Annotated in this window: 1 protein-coding gene (running past one end of the window); it reads left to right on the top strand. The window is 33.1% G+C overall.

The features are described 5' to 3' along the window. Positions 1–24,401 carry the 3' portion of a calcium-binding protein gene (locus CRV02_RS00070; RefSeq protein WP_129088622.1) on the top strand. 2,695 nt of this gene lie to the left of the window's left edge, so 24,401 of the gene's 27,096 nt are visible here — the last part of the coding sequence; its start codon lies off the left edge, out of view; the stop codon is at positions 24,399–24,401.

The raw sequence follows: 24,401 nt of genomic DNA, 5'->3' as shown, positions 1-24,401 counted from the left end.
GTATTGAAAATGTAAAGGGAAGTATATTTAGTGATAATTTAACTGGTTCTTCTCAAAAAAATGAACTTTTTGGAAATTTTGGTGATGATGTTCTAGATGGAAAAGAAAATGATGATACTTTATATGGTGGAGCAGGTAACGATACACTAATTGGTGGTACAGGAAATGATACTTTAGATGGTGGAAAGAATAGTGATTATTCTAGATTAAGTGGTATTTCTGTTTCTCCTTTAACAATTGTTATTGCAGGATTAACCCTTACAGCTACTGGTGCAAATGCAAGTGAATTAATAGCAAACTTTTTAAAAGAGTTTAAAGAAGCAAATGCCACTAGAATTTTAAATGGACAAGAACCTTTAGGTGATATCTATACTGATGATACTAATATTTTTATTGATAGTTCTGAAACTATCACTTCTTCTACAAATGTAACTATTAATAATAACTTCACTTTTATAGATACAGCTGATTATTCAAATATTGGTTCTGAATCAATTGAAGTAAATATGAAAGATGTAGGTGATTCTACAGTTGATGTAAGTGATGGTTCAACAGACATTTTAATAGATATTGAAAGAGTAGTTGGTTCTTCATCAAATGATATTATGAATGGAAATAGTGATGATAATATCTTTGTAGGTGGAAAAGGTGATGATACTTTCTTTGGAGGAGCAGGAGCTGATACCATTTATGGTGGAGATGATAATGATGTTATAAATGGTGGAACAGGTGTTGATATCTTAGATGGTGGAAAAGGTAATGATACTTTTATTGCTTCTTTAAATGATGGAATAGATACAGTTGATGGTGGTGAAGGAAGTGATACTTTAAACTATTCATCATATACAAGTGTTGATGGAGATATTTCAGTTTCTTTAAATGGTGCATCTGAAAGTAGAGTAAAAATTGGTGGAACAGATGAAGACCATATAAAAAATATAGAAAATGTAACTACTGGTGCAGGAAATGACACATTAAAAGGTGATGATAATAACAATACCTTTATATCAAACGCAGGAAATGACACTTTATCAGGTGGAAAAGGTGATGATTATTTAAACGGTGGAGCTGATATAGATACTGCTGACTATACTTATATTGATGGTGTAGGAACAAATACAAAAGGTGTAGTTGTTGATTTAGCTAATAATACAGCAACAGATATGAGTGGAAGTCTTGAAAACCTTGTTGGTACCGATACTTTAATAGATATTGAAAATGCAAAGGGTTCTAAACATGATGATTCATTACTTGGAGATAGTAATGTAAATACACTTTTTGGTGAAGCAGGAAATGATTTTATCTCAGGTGGGGCTGGAAACGATACTTTAAATGGTGGAATTGGTAATGATATCTTAAAAGGTGGAACTGGTGATGATGAATTAAATGGTGGAGATGGCATAGATACTGCTGATTTCTCTGATGCAAATGATAAGATTAATGTAGATTTATCAAATAGTGGTTCAGTTGATATTGGAGCAGGTCTAGGAAGTGATACTTTTAACTCTATTGAGGGTGCTATTGGTGGTAACTATGACGATACACTAAAAGGAACTGCTGATGCAAATACTCTTATTGGTGGAGCAGGAAATGATACATTATTAGGAAATGGAACTGACTCTTTAACAACTGCAGGAACATATGATTATCTTGATGGTGGGGCAGGAGAAGAAGATTTTGTAAGTTTTGAAGGAGTTACTGGTGATGTAACTGTTAATTTAGGACTTAACTACTCAAATGACTCTTCAGATGGTCACTTATATAATGATAGTGATAATTCAGTTTACAACTATCAAGATGGTGGTGCTGCTGGAAATCTTCAAATTAAGAATGTAGAAAATCTTCAAGGTGGAGATGGAAATGATACTTTTATAGGAAATAGTTCTTCAAATACTTTAGCAGGTGGAGCAGGTGACGATTGGTTAATAGGTAAATCTAACAATAACCTTTTAGATGGTGGAGCTGATATAGATACTGCTGATTATTCAGGTATTACTTCTGGTGTTGGTATTAAAGCTGATATGAATGCTGGAATAGATGGTGCAAATGAGTTTGGTGAAGTAGAATATAATGCAGAGTTTGTAGATACATTAAAAGATATAGAAAATATAAGAGCTTCAAAAAATGATGACCAAATTATTGGTGATACTGATGATAATATAGATAACCTATTTGAAGGAATGGGTGGAGCTGATACAATAAGTGGTGGAGCTGGTAATGACACTATTTATGGTAATAATAAAACAAATGATAATTCAAATGATGATTCAGCAGATGTTCTTTCTGGTGGAATAGGTAATGACACTATTTACGGTCAAGCAGGAAATGATACTTTAAGTGGAGATGAAGGAACTGACACTCTTTATGGTGGAGCTGGAAATGATAGTGTAAATCTTTCATATCTAAATACCACGGCAAATGGTGCAACGGTAGATTTCACTACTTCTACTACAAATGATGGAACTGATACAGATACTTTAGATTCTATTGAAAGTGCAATTGGAAGTGATAATAATGATACCTTTATTATGGATAGTTCTAAAACTACTGATACGAATACAATAGATGGAAAAGATGGCGTTGATGTATTAGATTATTCAAATTACACTTCAAATGGTATTACTGTAGATTTAGGAAATGAAAATGAACAAACTATAGTATCAGCTACATCTGATAAAGATACTATAAAAAATGTAGAGAATCTAATTGGTGGAACAAAAAATGACACAATAACTGGTTCAAATGCAAACAACAGCCTTGATGGAAATGAAGGTAGTGATAGATTCTACGGTTCTAATGGAACTGATATTATCAACGGTGGAGTTGATGGCGATGGTACAAATGATACTGATATAGCTGATTACTCTAATATGACTGCAAAAGTAGTTGTAACAGGAAGTGGAAATAATTATTCAGTATTAAAACCAGATGGAAATAGTGATACTTTAACAAACATAGAAGAAGTTCAAGGTAGTGACTTTAAAGACACTATGATTGGAGATGCTTCATCTTCAAAAGATGATATTTTTAGAGGTGGAGATAATTCAGATTTACTTGTAGGTAACTTAGGAGCTGACTCTTTATATGGAGAAAGTGGAGATGATACTTTAAGAGGTGGAGCTGGAGACGATTATTTACATGGAGGAATAGGTGGTAGTGATACTGCTGATTTCTCAGATGCTACAGGAAGTGGTATAGATGTAGATTTATCTCAAACTGGAAGCCAAAATATTGGTGGAAACTTAGGAAGTGATACTCTTGTTGATATAGAAAATGTTGTTGGTTCTGATTTTGCAGATACAATTACAGGTAATGATAGTGATAATATTATCCATGCAGGAGATGAAGACGATACTTTATCAGGTGGACTTGGAGCTGATGATTTATATGGCGAAGCAGGAAATGATACTTTCAATTTCTCAAATGCAGTTGGTGAATCAACAGGAGATTATATAAATGGTGGAGCAGGAGTTGATACTGCTGATTATAGTAACTTAACATCAAATATAAAAGTAGATTTAAATGAAGAGAATAATGGTTCTACTTATGTACAAGTTGGTTCAAATACAATCGACCATCAAATTGAAAATGTAGAAAATATTAAAGGAACTTCACAAAATGATGATATTTCTGGGAATAGTAGCCAAAATATCATTGATGGTGGAGCAGGAGATGATATCTTAGATGGAGAAGGTGGAGTAGATGCTTCAAATCTAGATACACTTATTGGTGGATTAGGAAATGATACTTTCATTGTAAATGATAGAGGATATACTATATATGATGGAAGTACAAATGAAGGTGTAAACTTTATTGATACAGTAGATTTCTCTCAAGTGGCAAATCAATCTTCTGATAAAGTTAATGTTAATTTGCAAGATGGAACATTTACTTTAAATGGAAATAATATAAATGAGACTACTTTTAGTGGTATCGAAGGTGCCATTGGTGGAGCAGGTGATGATACTATTATTGGTACTACTGAAGCGAATACTTTAATTGGTGGAGAAGGAGATGATACTCTTTTAGGAAATGGTGCTTCTAATGGAATTGATTATATTGATGGTGGAAATGGAAATGAAACTAATGGAGATTTTGTAAGTTTTAATTATCTTGATAATAGCTCTACAAATGGTGTAACAGTAGACTTATCAGATGCTTCTGCACAGGATATAGATGGTAATAATGATGATGATTTAATAATCAAAAACATTGAAAATCTTGAAGGAAGTGTAAGAAATGATAATTTAACAGGTAATTCATCAAACAATACTTTAAAAGGTTTAGATGGAGATGATACTTTCCTTTCAAGTTCAGGAAGTGACACTATTTATGGTGGAAATGAATCAACAGATAGTAATACTTACACTGATACAGTAGATTATTCAAGTGGCTCAAAAATAGATGTAGATTTAGAAAAAGTTAATAATCAAGTAGTAAAAACGAGTGGTTCTGATACTTTATATGGTATTGAAAAAATCATTGGTTCTTCTGAAAATGATGTTATGAAAGGTGATGCTAATAACAATACCTTTGAAGGTGGTGCAGGAAATGATACTTTAGAAGGTAGAGCAGGTGATGATACTTTAGATGGTGGAGCAGATGATGATACTTTAAGAGGTGGAATAGGAAATGATGAATTAATTGGTGGTGATAATGGTTCTAATGGAGATACTGCTGATTACTCACAAAGAAGTGAAGCTATTTATGCAGACCTTTCAAATGCCTCACCTGAAGTAATTGTTGATACAAATGATGCTGCAAGTGACGGGGATATTTCCCATGAATTTGATAATAGTGTGGATGAAACAGATACTTTATCTGAAATTGAAAATGTTACTGGTGGTTCAAACGATGATACATTTATTGGTAATTCAGATAAGAATACTTTAAAAGGTGAAGCAGGTGATGATACATTTATTGTAAATAATACATCAAATGTATTAAATGACTTTATTGATGGTGGAAGTGAATCAAATGGTGCTAGAGGAAGTGATACTGTTGATTATAGCACACTAGGGACAAGTGAGAGTATAAATGTAAGTTTAAATGATACTGCAATTACAAATGTTACTCTTTCAGGTACTGGAAATCATCATCAACTAACTGATATTGAAAATATTATAGGAACAAAAGGTAGTGATACTATCCAAGGTGACAGTGCAAACAATATTTTAGATGGACATGATGGTGAGGATACTTTATCTTATTCTAACTCTTCAAATGGTGTTTATGTAAACTTAAGTGATTCTCAAATTACAACAGATATTTCTGGTGATAATGTAAATGATGAGATTAATCAAAATACAGCACAAGGTGTAGTAGATAATAGTGAAATAGGTGTTGATACTGTTACAAACTTTGAAAATGTTCTTGGTGGTATAGGAGCTGATACTATTATTGGAAATAGTGGAGCTAATACTCTTACTGGTGGAAATGGAGATGACTTACTTCTAGGTCTTGATGGGGCTGATAGATTAGAAGGTGGTATTGGAAATGATACTGTTTCATACTTACTAGATACTGCAGGAGTAAATGCAAGTTTAAGAACTGCAACAGCAACTGATGGATGGGGTAAAACAGATACTTTTGATAGTATAGAGAATATTATTGGTTCTAATCAAAATGATACTATCGAAGGTGATGCAGGAAATAATACTCTTGATGGAGCTGGTGGAAATAATACTTTAACTTATGAAAATGTAACTGTTGGTGGAGTAACTGTAAACTTATCACAAGAAGTAAATAATACAGGTAGTGATGGGATAGATACAATTAAAAACTTCCAAAACTTAATAGGATCTTCTACTCAATCAGACAACCTTACTGGTAATGATGAAGTAAATACTATCAAAGGTCTTGGTGGAAATGACACAATTGATGGTGGAACAGAAAATGATTTCCTTTATGGTGGTGCAGGAAACGATACTTTCAAAGTAAATCTTGGTGATGGAAATGACACAATTGATGGTTTTGATGAAACAGCTTCTGATGACATAAACGATATTTCAAACAAAGATACAATAGATTTTAGCTCAATTGATTCAGGTTACCATGTTGAAGTTGATTTACAAACTACAAATCAGGCAGTAGTTACAAATGGAACAAATACAGACCAAACTGATACTTTATCAAATATTGAAAATGTAATTGGAACTTCACAAAATGATATTATCATTGGAAATGATGAAGTTAATGTAATAGATGCTGGTGCTGGAAACGATACAATCACTGGAAATCTTGGAGCTGATACTTTAAAAGGTGGTACTGGTGAAGACACTTTTAAAGGTGATAACTTTACTGGGGATATTATAGATGGTGGAACTGGACTTGATGGTAATGGCGACACTATTGATTATACAAACTTAAATAATAAAGTAACAGTAACTTTAGCTGAAAGTGGTTCTTATACTGATGTTCAAGTAGGGACTGATTTATCTGACCATAAAATAGCAAATATTGAAAATGTGATTGGTTCAAATACACAAGATGATACTATCACTGGAAATAGTGAAAACAATACTATTTTAGGTCTTGGTGGTAATGACACAATAGATGGTGGACACGGTGATGACTCTTTAGATGGAGGAACTGGAACAAATACTTTATCATATGCAAGTATTAGTTCAGGTGTAAATGTAAACTTATCTACTGGAAATGCTATTTCAAATGTAGATACAGATGGAAATGGTACAAATGATACAGATAGTGTTTCAAACTTTGATAACCTTATTGGTTCAGGTGGAGTTGATACTTTAACTGGTAACAACAATGCAAATGTTATTAAAGGTGGAGCAGAAGGCGATACAATAAATGGTTTAGGTGGAAATGACACTTTAGAAGGTGAAGCTGGAAATGATCTATTTATTATGGGAGCAGATGATGGAGCTGATAGTGTTGATGGAGGAAGTGGAAGTAGTGATACTATCTCTTATGAAAATTTAGCTTCAAATCAAGGTATTACAATAACTCTAGACCAAGATACTAGTAATCAAGTAGTTATTGAAAATGGTACAAATGATACTGGTGTTAAAAATGTAGAAAATGTAATTGGTGGAGCTGGAAATGACACGATTACAGGAGATGCTTTAAAAAATAAACTAGAAGGTAATGCCGGAGTTGATATTATAGATGGTGGTGCTTCTGATGATACTATTTTAGGTGGAGCAGGTGATGATATCATTAAAGGTGGAGCTGATGATGACATCCTTTATGGAGGAAGCCAAGAACATGATGAAAACACTACAGAATCTGGAACTGGAAATGATGATATTAAAGGTGAAGCAGGTGTTGATATTATCTATGGTAGAGATGGCGATGACACTTTAGATGGTGGAGCTGACGATGATACTTTATTTGGTGGACTAGGAAGTGATAATCTAAGTGGTGGTGATGGAAATGACACTATAGATGGTGGAGAAGGAGAAGAAGAAAACGGTGGAGATACTGTTGATTACTCTTCTAAAGTAGGTGATTACTTAGATGTAAACCTAAATGCCACTACAAATGGATATGCAGATGCTGTTATTGGTGCTGAAACAGATAGATTAAAAGATATTGAGAATATTAAAGGAACAGTTAAAAATGATAATATCTCTGGAGATAATGATTCAAATCTTTTAGATGGTTTCCAAGGCGATGATACATTAGTAGGTGCAGCAGGAAGTGATACATTACTTGGTGGTGACGGTGATGATACTTTCAAAGCAGGACTTGATGATAATGGTGATGGCATCTTAGAAAATGGAGACGATGGAGTTGATTATATAATTGGTGGAGAAGTAGACGAAAACAATGGTGGTGATACTGTTGATTACTCAGCTTTAGATTCAGCTATTAATGTGGATTTATCTAATATTGATACTTCAAATGATAATTATGTAACAGTAAATGTAGATAGCTCTTCAAATGATTATATAAAAGAGATAGAAAATATTACAGGTTCATCACAAGATGATACTATCAAAGGTGATGCAAATGCAAATACACTTAAAGGTGATGCAGGTAATGATACATTAAGTGGTGGTGCTGGAGCTGATACTTTAGATGGTGGAAGTGGTACAAATAGAGCAGACTATTCAAATGCAGCTGGAAAAATTGTAGTTGATATGGAAAATGCCATAGAGGTTTCAAATGATGGAGATGGTTCATCTGATGATTTAATCTCAATTCAAGAAGTAGTAGGAAGTGATTCAGGGGACACTATTTATGGTTCAGATAGTGAAAATGAACTGTTTATTGGTGGTGATGCTTCTGATACTTTTATGGGTAGAGGTGGAGATGATACTATTTATGGTGGAAGTGAAGATAGAACTGATAATTTCTCTGATTTAGTAACATACGAATATTTATCAGATGGAACTAACCATGTTGTTGTAGATTTAGAAAATGAAAATGCAAAAGTATATGATGGAAGTTCAAATCTTTTAGAAACAGATACTCTTTATGATGTTGAAAATATTAAAGGTGGAGAAGGTAACGATACTTTTATTACTAAGTTTGATGAAATAAATGTAATCAATGGTGCAAATGGAAGTGATACTTTAGACTATTCAAGTTTAGATACAAACCATTCAATAAATGTTAATTTAGAAGATAATGGAGCTACTACAACAATAGATGTAAGTGATACTATAAATGATGACACTATCTCAAATATTGAAAATATCTCTGGTTCAAATTTAGCAGATACTATTTCAGGGAATAATTTAGCAAATACTTTAAAAGGTAATGCTGGAGATGACATCTTAGAAGGTGAAGGTGGAAATGATATCCTTGATGGTGGAACTGGAAGTGATACAGCAAGTTATGAAAACTCAAGTGATGGAGTTACTGTTGACTTAGGATTATCTTCATCTCAATTTATCTCAACTTCTCAAGGAAATGATACTTTAATTGATATTGAAAATGTTAAAGGGTCTTCTTTAGATGATACATTCTATTCAGACCATACAAAAGCAAACAACTTTAATGGTTTAAGCCATGGAACAAATGGTGATACAGTTGATTATACTAACTTACAAAATGATAAAGCTGGTTCAAACTATACAGGAACTGAAAATGTAGATTATATTATTGCTGATTTATCAGGTGCAAACGATACTGTAACCATTAAAGGTTCAGGAGCTGATGTAGTAGATACTTTAGAAAATATTGAAAATATTACTGGAAGTCATGGTAACGATACTATCACAGGTGATGGAAATAAAAATACACTAAAAGGACAAGAGGGAGATGATATCATAGCAGGTGGTGCAGGAGATGATATCATTGATGGTGGAACAGATACAAATGGAGATACAGTAAATTATTCTGATGCAATAAGTGGGGTAACAGTTGATTTAGGTATTGATGGAGTCTCTCAAAATGTTGGTGGAGGTCAAGGAAATGATACTTTAACTGATATTGAAAATGTAATTGGTTCAGCTTATGCTGATATGTTTAAAGGTAATAATAGTGAATCAAATACTTTTAATGGTGGTATTACAAATTTAGCTAATCCAAACTCTGAACATGTAAATGATGAAAATGATACTGTTGATTATTCATCTTTAACGGGAGCAAATGACAGTATCATAGTTGATTTATCAAATACTTCAAGTGCAAATGTAGATGTAACTTTATCAAGTGTAGCACAAGGAAGTGATACTTTAATAAATATAGAAAATGTAATTGGTACAGCAGGAGATGATACTTTTACTGGTAACTCTGATAGTAACTCTTTCCAAGGTGGAGATGGAAATGACACTTTCTTTGTAAAAGAAGCAGCAGTAGGTAGTGAAGCGGATATTATCGTTGGAGGAAGTAACTCAAGTCTTGGAGATACAGTTGATTTTAGTTTAGTTAGTGATAATACTTTATATGTAGATGTTGATTTAAGTTCTCAGAGTTTACTTCTTAAAAACTCTTCAGACTCAACTGTTAGAAATGATAGCGTTTCAGGAATTGAAAATATAGTTGGAACTCAAAATGAAGATACCATTACTGGAGATAGTTCGAATAATACTTTAAAAGGTGAAGCTGGAACGGATACTATTAAAGGTGAAGCAGGGGATGATGTAATCCACGGTGGAGATAATACTGATAATAACACTAGCTCTACACAATATGAATATTTAGATGGTGGAGAAGGAGCTGATACTATTTATGGTGGAGCTGGAAATGACTCTATCTTAGGTGGAATTGGTGATGGGAAAGATACTCTTTATGGAGAAGCTGGAAACGATACTATTTATGCAGGTGCCGGAGTAGATAGAGTTTATGGTGGAGCTGATGATGATTCTATTTTAGGAGAAGCTGGAGAAGACTTACTTGTAGGTGGACTAGGTAATGATGAAATCAAAGGTGGAAGTGAATCAGATACTATTTATGGAGATGATGAAGCTAGAACTGATGTAAATGGTGGAGATGATATTCTTTATGGAGGAGATGGTTCAGATACTATTTATGCAGGATATGGAGATGATACATTATTAGGTGGAGCAAATGATGATATCCTTCATGGTGATGCGGGAGTTGATACAGTTGATTATTCAAATGCAACAAATGGTGTAACTGTTGATTTTGTAAATAACCAAGGTACTGGTGAAGGTGTAGATGAACTTCATAATATAGAAAATGCAATTGGTTCTAAATATGATGATACTTTTGTTTCAAAACTTGATGTTTCAAATAGATTTGATGGAAATGATGATGAATCAGGTGAAACAAATGGAGATAGTATCTCTTATGAGGGAATCACAGTAAATGATGCAACACAAGATAAAGTTGTAATTGATTTATCAAGTGGAGCAGATGCAGATGGATACTATAGTGCTGATATTTATCAAGGTGGTTCATCAACAGTTACTGATTATTTAAAAGATATGGAAAATATCACAGGAAGTAATGGTAATGATACTATTACTGGTGATGACGATGTAAATACTTTAAGAGGTCTAGATGGTGATGATTTAATCAGTGGAAAAGGTGGAAATGATTATATAGATGGTGGAGAAGGAAGTGATACTGTTGATTATAGTGATGAAACTCTTTCTGTAACTGTAGATTTTAAAAATAACCAAGCTTCTACAAATGCCCCTGAAGTTGATACTATTATCAGTATAGAAAATGCGATTGGTGGAACTTCAAATGATATGTTCATTATGAATGAAGACCAAAAAACAAATACTATAAATGGTGGAATGGGTGCAGGAGATTTAAATGATACAATCTCTTATGAAAACTATACAAACTCTATAAATGTAAATCTAGGAACGACAGACTCTCAAACTGTTTCAACTTCTGATACAGATACAATCTTAAACATTGAACATTTAATTGGTTCACAAAATGATGATACAGTTATTGGTTCAACTGCAAATAATAGCATTGAAGGTGGAAAAGGTGATGATACTTTCATTGCTGGGGCATATGATGATACAAATGATACTTTAACTGGTGCAGAAGATGGAGCTGATTATTTTGATGGTGGAATTGGTACAAACGATACAATTGATTATTCTGCTATAGATAGTGCAGCTGCAAATGCTCAAGGTATAACAGTAACACTTGATGGTGCAAACGAAAAAACAGTAACAGTTCATAGTCATTCAAACAATGATGAAATTTTAAATGTAGAAAATGTTGTTGGAACACAAGATGATGACTATATTAAAGGTGATGTTCAAAATAATACTTTCTTTGGACAAGATGGAAATGACCAACTATTTGGAGAAGATGGAGCTGATGACTTAAGAGGTGAAGCAGGAAATGACACAATAGATGGTGGAAGTGGAGATGATACTTTACGAGGTGGAAGTGGAGATGATACTCTAACTGGTGGAGTTGGAGATGATACTATTTATGGTGGAAATGAAACAACAGATACTGGAAATGATACAGTTGATTATTCAAATGCAATTGAATCTTTAATCATTGATTTAGATGTGTCTTTAGCTGGTGGAATCTCTGGAACTGAAACTTATGGAAAATCAGATGGAAATAACTCTGAACAAGGTCAGGGTGATGATATTTTATATGGAATAGAAAATGTTATTGGTTCAAATGATGAAGTAAGATCAGACTCTATTTACGGAAGTAATAGTAATAATATTATCAATGCTCAAAGAGGTGATGATTATATCGAAGCTAGAGATGGAGCAGATACTGTTCTTGCAGGAGAAGGTAATGACACTGTAAAAGCAACTAGTGCAAATGACGGAGCTGATTCATATGATGGAGCAGCTGGAAATAGTGATACTTTAGATTACTCAAATTTAAGTGAAAATATCTCTGTAAATATTGGTCAAAATGCAACACATGAATTTGAAAGTGGAAGTGGTACTAATGATGCTTGGCAAGTAGAGGTTGCAAGTGGTGATAATGATATTATCAAAGGATTTGAAAATATTATTGGTGGAAGTGGAGATGATACAATCTATGCTGACTTAAATGATAACTCAATCTTTGGTGGAGCAGGTGCAGATACACTTTTAGGTGGAGCAGGAGCTGATACAATTAATGGTTCAACGGGTAATGATACTATTAGTTATGAGTATTTAGATAGTTCAAAAGATTTAAGACTAGACTTATTAAATGATAGCTCAACAGTTCTTGGAGACTCACTTGATGATGATACTATTTATAGTATAGAAAATGCAATTGGTGGAGCTGGAAATGACAGTATGCAAGGTACAAATGATGCAAACATCTTACAAGGTGGAAATGCGGGAGATGATACGTTTGTAGGTCTTGGTGGAGATGATACTATTTATGGTGGTTCATATAATGGAGCAACTCATACAGATAGTGGTAGTGATACAGTTGATTATACAAATCAAAATAAAATCTCTGTAACTTTAGAAGATAATGAAAATACAGTTTCAACAGTAACTATTGATAATGATGGTGATGGAAGTTTTACAACAGGAAGTGAAGAACAAGATTCATTATATGGAATTGAAAATATTATAGGTTCTGATTCAGCTATAAATGGAGCTGATACAATTACTGGAAATAGTGCTTCAAATACTATTTATGGGCAAAGAGGTGATGATACTTTATCTGGTATGGCTGGAAGTGATGAACTTCATGGTGGAGATGGAGCTGATACTATTATTGGTGGTGCTGATGCAGATTACTTATATGGTGATGCAGGAAATGATAGCTTCAATGTAGGCTCTACAGATATTTCAGATTATAGTGGTGATGTAATTGATGGTGGAAGTGAGATAGATACTATTGATTATAGCACTATAGATACATCAGGATTTTCTACTGATAGAGGTGTTGATATTGTACTTCAAGCAGGAAGTCCTGCAAATGTTTATGTTGATGGTGATACAACAAACGTACATCATACAATTACAAATGTAGAAAATGTAATTGGTACAAACTTAAAAGATAATATCACAGGTGATAATCAAGCAAATACTATTTCAGGTATGGCAGGAGATGATACTTTAAGAGGAAATGCATTAAGTGATACTTTATATGGTGGAGCTGATAATGATGAACTTTGGGGTGAAGAAGGAAGTGACCTTTTAGAAGGTGGAACAGGTGATGACATCATAAGAGGTGGTTCAGGTTTTGATATTTTAAAAGGTGATGCTGGAGCTGATAGTATTTATGGTGGAGCCGATGCTGACCAAATTTATGGTGGAGCTGATGATGATTATATTGAAGGTGGAGATGATGCTGATACAATTATTGGTGAAGCTGGAAATGATACTATAAGAGGTGATAAAGGCGATGATATTATTGCTGGTGGAACTGTTACTATAAGTGGAGGAAAAGTTACAGCAAGTGTTGATGATGGAGAGTCTGATACAGTTGATTACAGTGGTGCTCTTACAAGTATGACTGTTGATTTAGAAACTGATGATACTACAGATTTAGCTTCAAAAGGTGGAGCTTATAGTTCAAACTTAAATGATCAAGGAACAGATGAACTTTATGATATAGAAAATGTAATTGGTTCAGAAGAGAATGACACTATTAAAGGAAGTAGCGAAAATAATATCTTAGAGGGTAGAAGTGGCGATGATACAATCTGGGGTGAAGCAGGAAATGATACTTTATTAGGTGGAAATGACAATGATACTTTATACGGTGGAACTGGTACAGATAATATCTCAGGTGATGAAGGAAATGACAATATCTATGGTGGAGCAGATGCTGATACTCTAAGTGGTGGAACTGGAAACGATACATTCTTTGCAACAGCACAAGATGATGGAGCTGATACTATTGATGGTGGAACAAATGCAAATGATAGTGATACTATTGATTATAGTGCATTAACTAATTCAAATAATAAAATTGTAGCAACTTTAGCAGAAACTACAGATACTGATTCAAGTGTTCAAGTCTATGATGACGCTGGAAACTTACAACACACAGATACTATTAGAAATATTGAAAATATAACTGGAACTAGTGGGGATGATACTTTTACTGGAAATACAAGTGCAAATATTTTAAATGGTGGAACTGGAACTGATAAAGCAAACTATAATTATGCTGCTTTAACTGCTGGTGTTACAGTAAATTTACATGCAGGAACAGCAAGTGATGGAGATACATTAAGCTCTATTGAACATATAGTTGGTTCAGATTACGATGATACTTTTGTAACTGCTTCAGGGGTAAATAATACTATAGAAGGGGGAAGTGAAACTTCAGAAGTTGCAGGAGATTGGATTGATTATAGTTCTAACTCTTCTTCAGATTTAGTATTAGATTTAAGTACCCTTGATGGTAATAACTTTGCCACAGCACAAGTAAGTGGAAACTCTAAACAAGACTTATTAAAAGATATAGAAAATGTAATTGGTACTTCTGGAAACGATACGATTACAGGAAATGCAGAAGTTAACACAATCCTTGGAAATGATGGGGCAGATACAATTAATTCTGGTGCTAGTGCTGATAGTGTAGAAGGTGGAGCTGGAAACGATATCATTGATGGTGGAAGTGGAGCTGATATTTTAAAAGGTAATGAAGGTGATGACACTTTTGTAGGAACTGACTTTGATGGTGATAATATTGATGGTGGAACTAATACAAGTGCAGGAGATACAGTTGATTATTCACAAGTTCTTACTCATGGTGTAACTGTTGACTTAACAGACATTGATGGAGATAATGTATCAATAAATGGAAATACTCACACTGTAAGTAATATTGAAAATATTAAAGGAACTGAACAAGCTGATGATATTACAGGAAATAATCAAAATAATATCTTAGAAGGTAATGCTGGTAATGATACAATCTCTGGTTTAGATGGTGAAGATACTTTAAAAGGTGGAATTGGAGAAGACATTTTAAAAGGTGGAGCTGGTAACGATAGACTTGAAGGTGGAGATGATGATGATACTTTAGAGGGTGGAACTGGTGATGATGACCTTTATGGTGGTGAAGGTTCAGATACAGCTGATTATTCTAATGCTACATCAACTATAGAAACAGATGGAAACTTCATTTTTGTAGGAACAGAAAGAGATTACAGAAATAGTATAGAAAACATTATTGGTTCTAATATTAGTGGAAGTGGTGATATTATTGTTGATATTGACTCAAATGCAACTTCAAATGCTTTCTATGGTTTAGCTGGTGATGATACTATTACTGAAGGAGCAGGTTCTGATATTGTAGAAGGTGGAGCTGGAAATGACTATATCTATGCAGGAACTGGTGATGATATCATTGATGGTGATGATAGTGATGCTGGAACGCCAAATGGTGCATCAGATACTTTAGACTTTACAAAAGTATTAATCAATGATGATACAGGTGATACAAGAGTTGTATCTGCAGAAACTTATAATGGTGGTGACTTTACTGGTATAGAGATTGACCTTTCAGATACTTCTTCTCAAAGAATCCATGAACAGTTTGGGACAGATACAATTTCAAATATAGAAAATGTAATTGGTACTGGAAAAGCAGACTATATAAAAGGTAATGATTCTGATAACTTAATAGAAGGTAGAAGCGGAAATGATTATCTTATAGGTTTAGATGGTGCAGATACTTTTAAAGGTGGTGATGGACAAGATACTATTGATTTCTCAGATGGTAGTCAGAATGTTGTAGTTGATATGACAAAAGAACAAACTATAGGAGATGATGCTTCTTATAGAGTTCAAAATGATGGTTATGGAAATAAAGAGTATATTGATGGAGTTGAGCATATTATAACAGGAAGTGGAAATGACACAGTTTATGGTGATGCCCAAGGGAACTCTTTAATTACAGCAGCAGGTGATGATATTATTAGAGGTGGAGCAGGAAGTGATTATATTGATGGTGGAAGTGAAGGTGCAAATGGAGATACAGTTGATTTCTCTGATTTAAACTCTTCTGTTACTGTAACACTAAATGGTACAGGCACTGGTTCTGCAATCTCAGGTGTTGATACTGATACTTTAGTAAATATAGAGAATGTAATTGGTACTTCTAAAGATGATATTATCACTGCAGATAATAGAAACAATACAATTATTGCAGGTGATGGTAATGATACTATCAAAGGTCTTGATGGAAAAGATTATATTGATGGTGGAGCAGGACTTGATGATACAGTTGACTTTTCAGATGGTACACAAGAAATTAATATTGATTTAACACAAGTAGATCCAAATAACAGAGTTGTTAATGATGGGTTTGGACATAGTGAATATCTTGATGGAGTTGAGAATATCATTGGAACAAACTCTGCTGATACAATTATTGGTGATGGTGCTGATAATGAGTTCTTTGGTGGACAATCTGATGATATTCTTTATGGAAATGCAGGAGATGATACTTTAGTAGGTGGAACAGGAGCTGATACATTTAGAGCTGGTTCTGGAAATGATATTATCTATGGAAACGAGCAAAATAGCTCAAGTTTTGATGCGTCAAGGGATGTAATAGATTATTCTGATGTAAATGTTGATATGACTATTAACCTTGAAAATAACCAAGCAAATGGAGTAGGTCAAGGTGTAGATACTCTTTATGATATTCAAGATGTATTAGGTTCAAGTGCAAATGATACTATAACTGGAAAAACAGGTGAAGCAAACTCATTATTAGGTCTTGATGGAAATGATACTTTCCATGCAACATTAGATGGTGATTTCATTTATGGTGGAAATGTAAATACGGGAACTCATACTGATAGTGGGAATGATACTGTTGATTATAGTGCAATTGATTCAAATGATGGTAGGGCTATAAATGTAGACTTATCAAGGGATGATAATGATGCTACAACTAATAATGAACAAGAAGTTCAACTAGTAGGTGATAATACTAAATTTGATAATTTAGAAGGAATTGAGAATATCATTGGTACTCAAAATGATGATATTATCAAAGGAAGTGATATTGCAACAGAAATAAACACTTTAGATGGAGATAAAGGTGATGATACATTCTACTCTTCAAATGGAAAAGATAGCTTCATCGGTGGAGAAGGAGTTGATACTTTAGATTTCTCTACAAATGGAAATGTAAGTGTAAATGTTGATTTAGACCAAGATAAAACTATAGATGATGGATTTGGTTACGAAGATTATATTGCAAATGATATTGAAGTAATAATTGGTAGTACAAATGATGATAATATAAAAGGTGATAGTGCAAACAATACACTTCTAGGAAATGATGGTGCAGATACAATCTTAGGTGGAAGTGGTAATGATAGTATTGAAGGTGGAGTAGGAGCTGATACTTTAAAAGGTGATGAAGGGGCTGATACTATTTTAGGTGGTGCTGATGGTGACTTCATTTATGGTGGAGAAGGTAACGACATCTTAGATGGTGAAGCCGGAGATGATACTATCTATTTTGATAAAGGTGATGATAATATCACAGGTGGAAGTGGAGCTGATACTTTAACATATGAAGAACAAATAATCACAAGTTCAGGAATTGTAGTAAATAGAACGGATACTGGGGCAACAGTAGATGTAGGTACTGATGGAACAGATACTTTAGCTGACCATATTGAAACAATTATTGGAACAGGATTAAATGATAGATTTAATGGTTATGTAGGTACAGATAATGGAAATGACTATAAAGATACATTCTTTGGACTTTCAGGAGATGATATCTTTGATGGTGGTAGAGGTGATGACTATATTGATGGTGGAACTCACTCTTCTGGAGATACTATTACATTTGAAACAGTTTCTACAGATGTTGGTGTAGATATAAATTTAGATAGAGATCAAACTGATACAGCTGGGAAAACAGATTTTGCAGTACAAGAAGATGGGTTTGGTGGAAAAGACTATGTTACAAATGTAGAGCATATAATTGGTTCTAAAAATAATGATAAGTTAGCAGGAAGAGATGACTCTGATAATACTATCCAAGGTGGAGATGGAGATGATACTCTATATTATACTGATGGAAATGATAGATTATATGGTGGGACAACTACAGCAGCTTCAGGAAATGATTGGCTAAGCTTTGAAAATAGTAATATAGGTTCAACATATGTAAATCTTGATGAAGGTGGAACTGTAGGGAGTACAAGAGTTTATGGAATTGATAATATTATAGATTCAACTACTAATACTGGAAGTAGAAACTTCTTTGGTAACAGTAATGCTAATAGCTTTATTACCTATGGTGGAAATGATAGAGTTAGAGGTGAAGCTGGAGATGATATCTATGATTTAGGGGCTGGTGATGATAGAATTGAATCCGCTTATGGTAATGATACTATTATTGGTGGAAGTGGAACAAATACTATTGACTATAGAGAATATGAAGGAACTACTGGAATTATTTTTGATGCAAATGTTACTCAAACAATAGATGTTGATGTAAATAAAGATGGAGTAAATGACTATACAGGTGTTACGTTCCAAGAAATACAGAATGATGGAACAGGAAATACAGATTTAGTATATCAAGTACAAAATATTTATACTGCTGATCATAATAGTAGAGTAGATATTATTAAATTTGATGACCAAAATAATGAGATAAGAACATATGGTGGAAATGACACCATTGATGGTAGAGGTGGTGATGACCTGATTTATGGTGGAAATGGAAATGACCTTATTAATGGTGGAGATGATAATGATGAAATCCATGCTGGAAATAATAATGATACAGTTTATGGTGATGATGGAGACGATGAAATATATGGTGATGCTGGAGATGACTATATAGAAGGTGGAATTGGTTCTGATAACATAAATGCAGGTAGTGGTGATGATATTATCTTAAATGATGAGGGAACAGAGACTATTAATGGTAGTACTCATGATGCTGATGGTGATACTATGCTATTTAAAGCAAATGGTTCAAATGGTGTTGTTGTTAACTTAAGTGGTACAACTTTAAATTATGACGCTACATCAATTGCAGGAAATAGAACAATAGATACATTTGGTAATACTGAAACAGTAACAAATATTGAAAATGTTACGGGAACAGCGAATAAAGACATTGTTCAAGGAAATAGTTCTTCTAATAGTTTAGTTATGGGAAGTGGTGATGATACAATTTATGGTTCATTAGGTAATGACTTCCTTAATGGTGAAGCAGGAATAGACCTTTTAGATTATACTAATTTAACTGGTGGAAATGGAGTAACCTTACAATTAGGAGATAATGCAACAATTGGTTTAAATAATCAAACTGTAAGAAATATTGAAAATGCAAAGGGAAGTCAATATGAAGATGATATCACAGGTGATAATGGAGTAAATACTCTTTGGGGTGGAGACTCAAATGATATTATTGACGGTGGAGACAATAACGATACACTTTATGGAGAATCAGGAGATGATACTTTAATAGGTGGAGCAGGCTCAGATGTTTTAGATGGTGGAGCAAATGGAACTGGTGTAGGTACAGGAGATACAGCAGACTATACTGATATTGGAGCAAAGGTTGTAATTAACTTAAATGATTCTGGTAATGCAACAGCATATGTAACAGGTGATGGTAATGATACTTTAATAGATATTGAAAACTTAACAGGAAGTGCTGTTGGAGATGAACTTTCTGGAAATAGTAGTCAAAATACAATTTTTGGAAATGCTGGAGAAGACATAATAGATGGTGAAGCTGGAAATGACTATATTGATGGTGGAGCAGATAATGATACTATTATTGGAGGCGTAGGAGACGATACATTAAAAGGTAGTACTGGAAATGATGTATTTGTTGCTTCAACAAATGATGGAGATGATAATATTGATGGTGGAGATGATATTGATATTATCGATTATAGCAGTGTAAATGGACCTTTAGATGTAACTTTAAATGCTTCAGGTGGTACAGATAGTGTTATTACAATTGCAGGGAATGATACTATTACAAATATTGAAGGATTTATTGGAACTTCATCAAATGATACTATGGTTGGTAATGATGAAAATAATGTATTTGAAGGAAGAGATGGTTCAGATACTTTAATTGGTAATGCAGGAGATGACACTTTACTTGGTGGAGAAGGTGATGATACTTTAATTGGTGGCTCAGGAAATGACATTATTGATGGTGGAAACGATGGCGTAAATGGTGACTGGGTAGATTATTCAGGAAGTACAAATGCTATTAATATCAATCTTAGAGCTGATGCTGATCATGCAACAGGTGATGGAGTAGACCAAGTAAGATATATAGAAAATATTGATGTATCAAATAATGAAAATGGAAACATTGTTCAAGGTGATGCAAATGATAATATCTTTAAAGCAGGAACTGGTGAAGATACATTATCTTACGATGGTTCTAGTACAGGAATCACTTTAGATTATGATGCAGGAACAGTAAGTGGTGATGGAGAAGATAGTTTTACAGACTTTGAAAACTTTATTGGTACAAATCAAAATGATGTTTTAATAAATGATTCTGTAAAAGATGATACTAACTTTAAATCATTTGATGGTAAAGGTGGTATTGATACAGCTGATTATTCTGCTTCAACTCAAAATATAACAGTTGATGTAAATGGTAATACTCAATCAGTATTAACTATTGGTGGAACTACAACTGATGAATTAAATAATGTAGAGATTTTAAAAACTGGTTCAGGAAATGATACTTTTGTTGTAACATCAACAAGTGGACTTGATACTTTAGATGCCGGAAATGGATCAGATACTTTACAATTAAGTGGTAACTTAGATTTATCTTCTGTAACACTTTTAAACTTTGAAAATATAGTAGTAGCAAATGGCGATACTTTAACATTAAGTGCAACAGATTTAGATAATGAGACTTTAAATATTGAACTTCAAGGAAATGCAAACTTAATCATTGAAGGTACTTCAAACAGTGCAGATTTTGACTTTGATAATATAACAATAAATAAAACTGGAACTGCAAATGGTCTTGTTACTTTAGAATTAGATAATACAATTGATTTAACATCAAAAAATATAAATGGTACAAATAATATTTTAGATGTAATCTCAGTTAATAATGGAACTACTACTATTTTAGAATCACAAGCTACAACTTTAGATGAGGTAAATGGAAATGGAAGTGTAGTTGTAGAAGTAAGTAGTAATAGTTCAAGTGATTTTGGAGCTATTTTAAATTTAACTAACTCAGCAAATGAAACTATCAAATTTACTGGAAGTTCTACTTTCACAGGAAGTTTTGGTGATTCTACAGTTGAAGTTGGTTCAGGGTTTACATTAACAACAGCAATTGATAAACTTGACTCAGTAGATGTTTCAGGTGCTGGAAATATAGCATCAACTGGTAACTCTTCTACTGTTGATTTAAGTGCAGTTCAAAATGATATCTCTTTTGATGGAACAGTAACTTTAGGGAATAATAAAGTAAGTCAAGGAGATATTGCTTTAGGAAACAGTGCAGTACTTACAATTGAAGATGCTTTAGATATTAGTTCTAAAGTTATTACTGGAACAGGAACATTAAACTTACAAGGTGGTGGAACAGTTGATTTATCAAATGTAAATGTATCTACATTAAATGGTAATTTTACAACTGCAACAACATTAAATGGTTTAGGAGTTGATATTGATGCTTCAGCTTCAAGTGCAAATATTACAATAAATGCTCAAAATAGTGTATCATCTATTCAAACAGGAAATGGTAATGATATTATCAATACTGCAAATGGAGCAACAGATATTGATGGTAGAACTGGAAATGATACTGTAGTTTATACTGCAAATACTACTTTATCAGGAACTTTAACTTCTATTGAAACAATTACTATTAATGGAAGTAATTTAACTTCAAATGTTTCAAATGTTTCAGGTGCTACAGTAAATGGAACGGGAACATTAACTATTAATTCAACTGGAATATTAGATGCAAGTAATATCTCAAACAATTTAATTCTTGATTCAAGTATTACTTTAAGTGATGCAGGAACAGGTATTATTACTGTAAGTAATGGGCAAATATTAACAGCAGATGCAAGTGTGTTAGATGGTCTTACAATTAATGGTTCTGGAAATGTAGTTGTAACAGGGACATCAACGACTGTTGATTTAAGTAGAATATCAAATGATATAACAGTATCAGGTACAGTGACGTTAGAAGATAGTAAAGTAAACCAAGGTGATATTACAGTAAATGGTTCTTTAACTGTATCAGATGCAACAGATATAAGTGGCAAAACAATTGATGGTACAGGAACATTAAACTTACAAGGTTCTGGAACAATTGACTTAGCTAATGTAACAGTTAATACTTTAACGGGTGACTTTGATTCTTCTTCTACAGTTTTACAAAATTTAGGGGTAGATTTAGATGCTTCAGCTTCATCTGCAAATCTTCAAGTGCAAACTGATGATGGTAGTTTAGATATTTCAACGGGAAGTGGAAATGATACTGTTGTTTATACTTCAAATACTACTTTAACTGGTACTTTAACAAATGTAGAAAATATTTCATTAAATAATGCAGTTGTATTAACAACAACAATTGCAGCTTTAGGAACTATGGCAGTAGCTGAAACTGGAACAGCAACAGTTCAAATAACTGATGCCAATGGAACTTTAGACTTAAGTAATATTTCTACAAATATAATCCTAGATGGAACTGTGACTGTAAGTTCTTTAAATGCTTCTGTTGGAACTATTACAACAACTGCAACAAAAACAATAAGTGTTGATGCAGATGTTATTTCAAGTAAAACTGTACTTGGAAATGGAATTGTTGATATTACTAGTGGTTCCGCATCTTTAATTGATTTATCAAATATTTCAAATGATATAAAAGTAAGTAGTGATTTTGAAATTAGTTCTGTAAATAATGGTTCAAACTCTATAGAAATTTCAGCTTCAAATACCTTAAGTGCTGATGCAACTATAATTAGTGGACATACTATAAATGGTACTGGTACATTAGCTTTAGATGGAAGTGGTGGAGTAATTGATATGTCAAATATCAGTTCTGTAGATTTAACAGCTAATATGACTGGAAATACTACTTTCAACAATTTATCAGTAGATATTAATGCTTCTTCTTCAACTGGAAATATCACTATAAATGAAACAGCAGGTAATAATTTATCTATAATTACAGGAAGTGGTAATGATGAAGTTAATTTAAGTAATGGAAATGATACTGTTGAATTAGGTGAAGGAAGTGACACTATTAATGTTTCTCATAATAATATTGATGTAAACGATAATATTTCAGATAGTGGAACAATAGGAACAGATAGTTTAAATATAACAAGCTCTGGGAATATTGATTCAGCAAATTTAATTGATGTAAGTGGTTTTGAAAATCTAAATCTTTCTAATGGAGATGATAATATCTCTTTTGATGATACAACTGAGTTTAATAACTTTATTAATGAGTTTACAAATATCTCTGATTCAGGAGGAAATGATACTTTATCATTTGGAACTAATTCTGTTTCAGGAGATTTAGACTTTAGTAAATTAGGAGATTTTGAAAACTTAAATCTTTCATCAAATGATGATAATATTACTTTAAGTGGAGATGAACCTTCAAATATAAATGGTGGAGCTGGAGATGATAACTTCACTTTAGATTTTGCAAATATTGATGACTTTGTTATTGATGGTGGAAGTGATACAAATGCTGATAAAATTACTTTAACCGGAACAACACAAAGTATTTCAACAGACACAGTATTTGGACATGCAAACTCATTTACAAATATGGAAGAAATAGACTTTACTAATTTAAATTTAGATAATGGTGGAACTGGTTCAGAGTTTGAATTAACAGCAGATTTACTTAACTCTTGGGCAGGTGATAGTTCATCTAACTTAAAACTTATTTTAGATGCAGATGCAGCTTCTAAATTAGAATTTACAGCTAAAGACGGTACTAAATACGGTGGTAATGATGGAGATACTACAGCATTAACTAATGGTGGTTCTTATACTCTTAATGATAATGGAGTAGATGTAACACTTGATATTGTAATTCAATAA

Origin of the sequence: Arcobacter sp. CECT 8989 (assembly GCF_004116715.1) — a bacterium.
Lineage (GTDB): Bacteria > Campylobacterota > Campylobacteria > Campylobacterales > Arcobacteraceae > Halarcobacter.
This window is presented reverse-complemented; position numbering and strand designations above follow the sequence as displayed.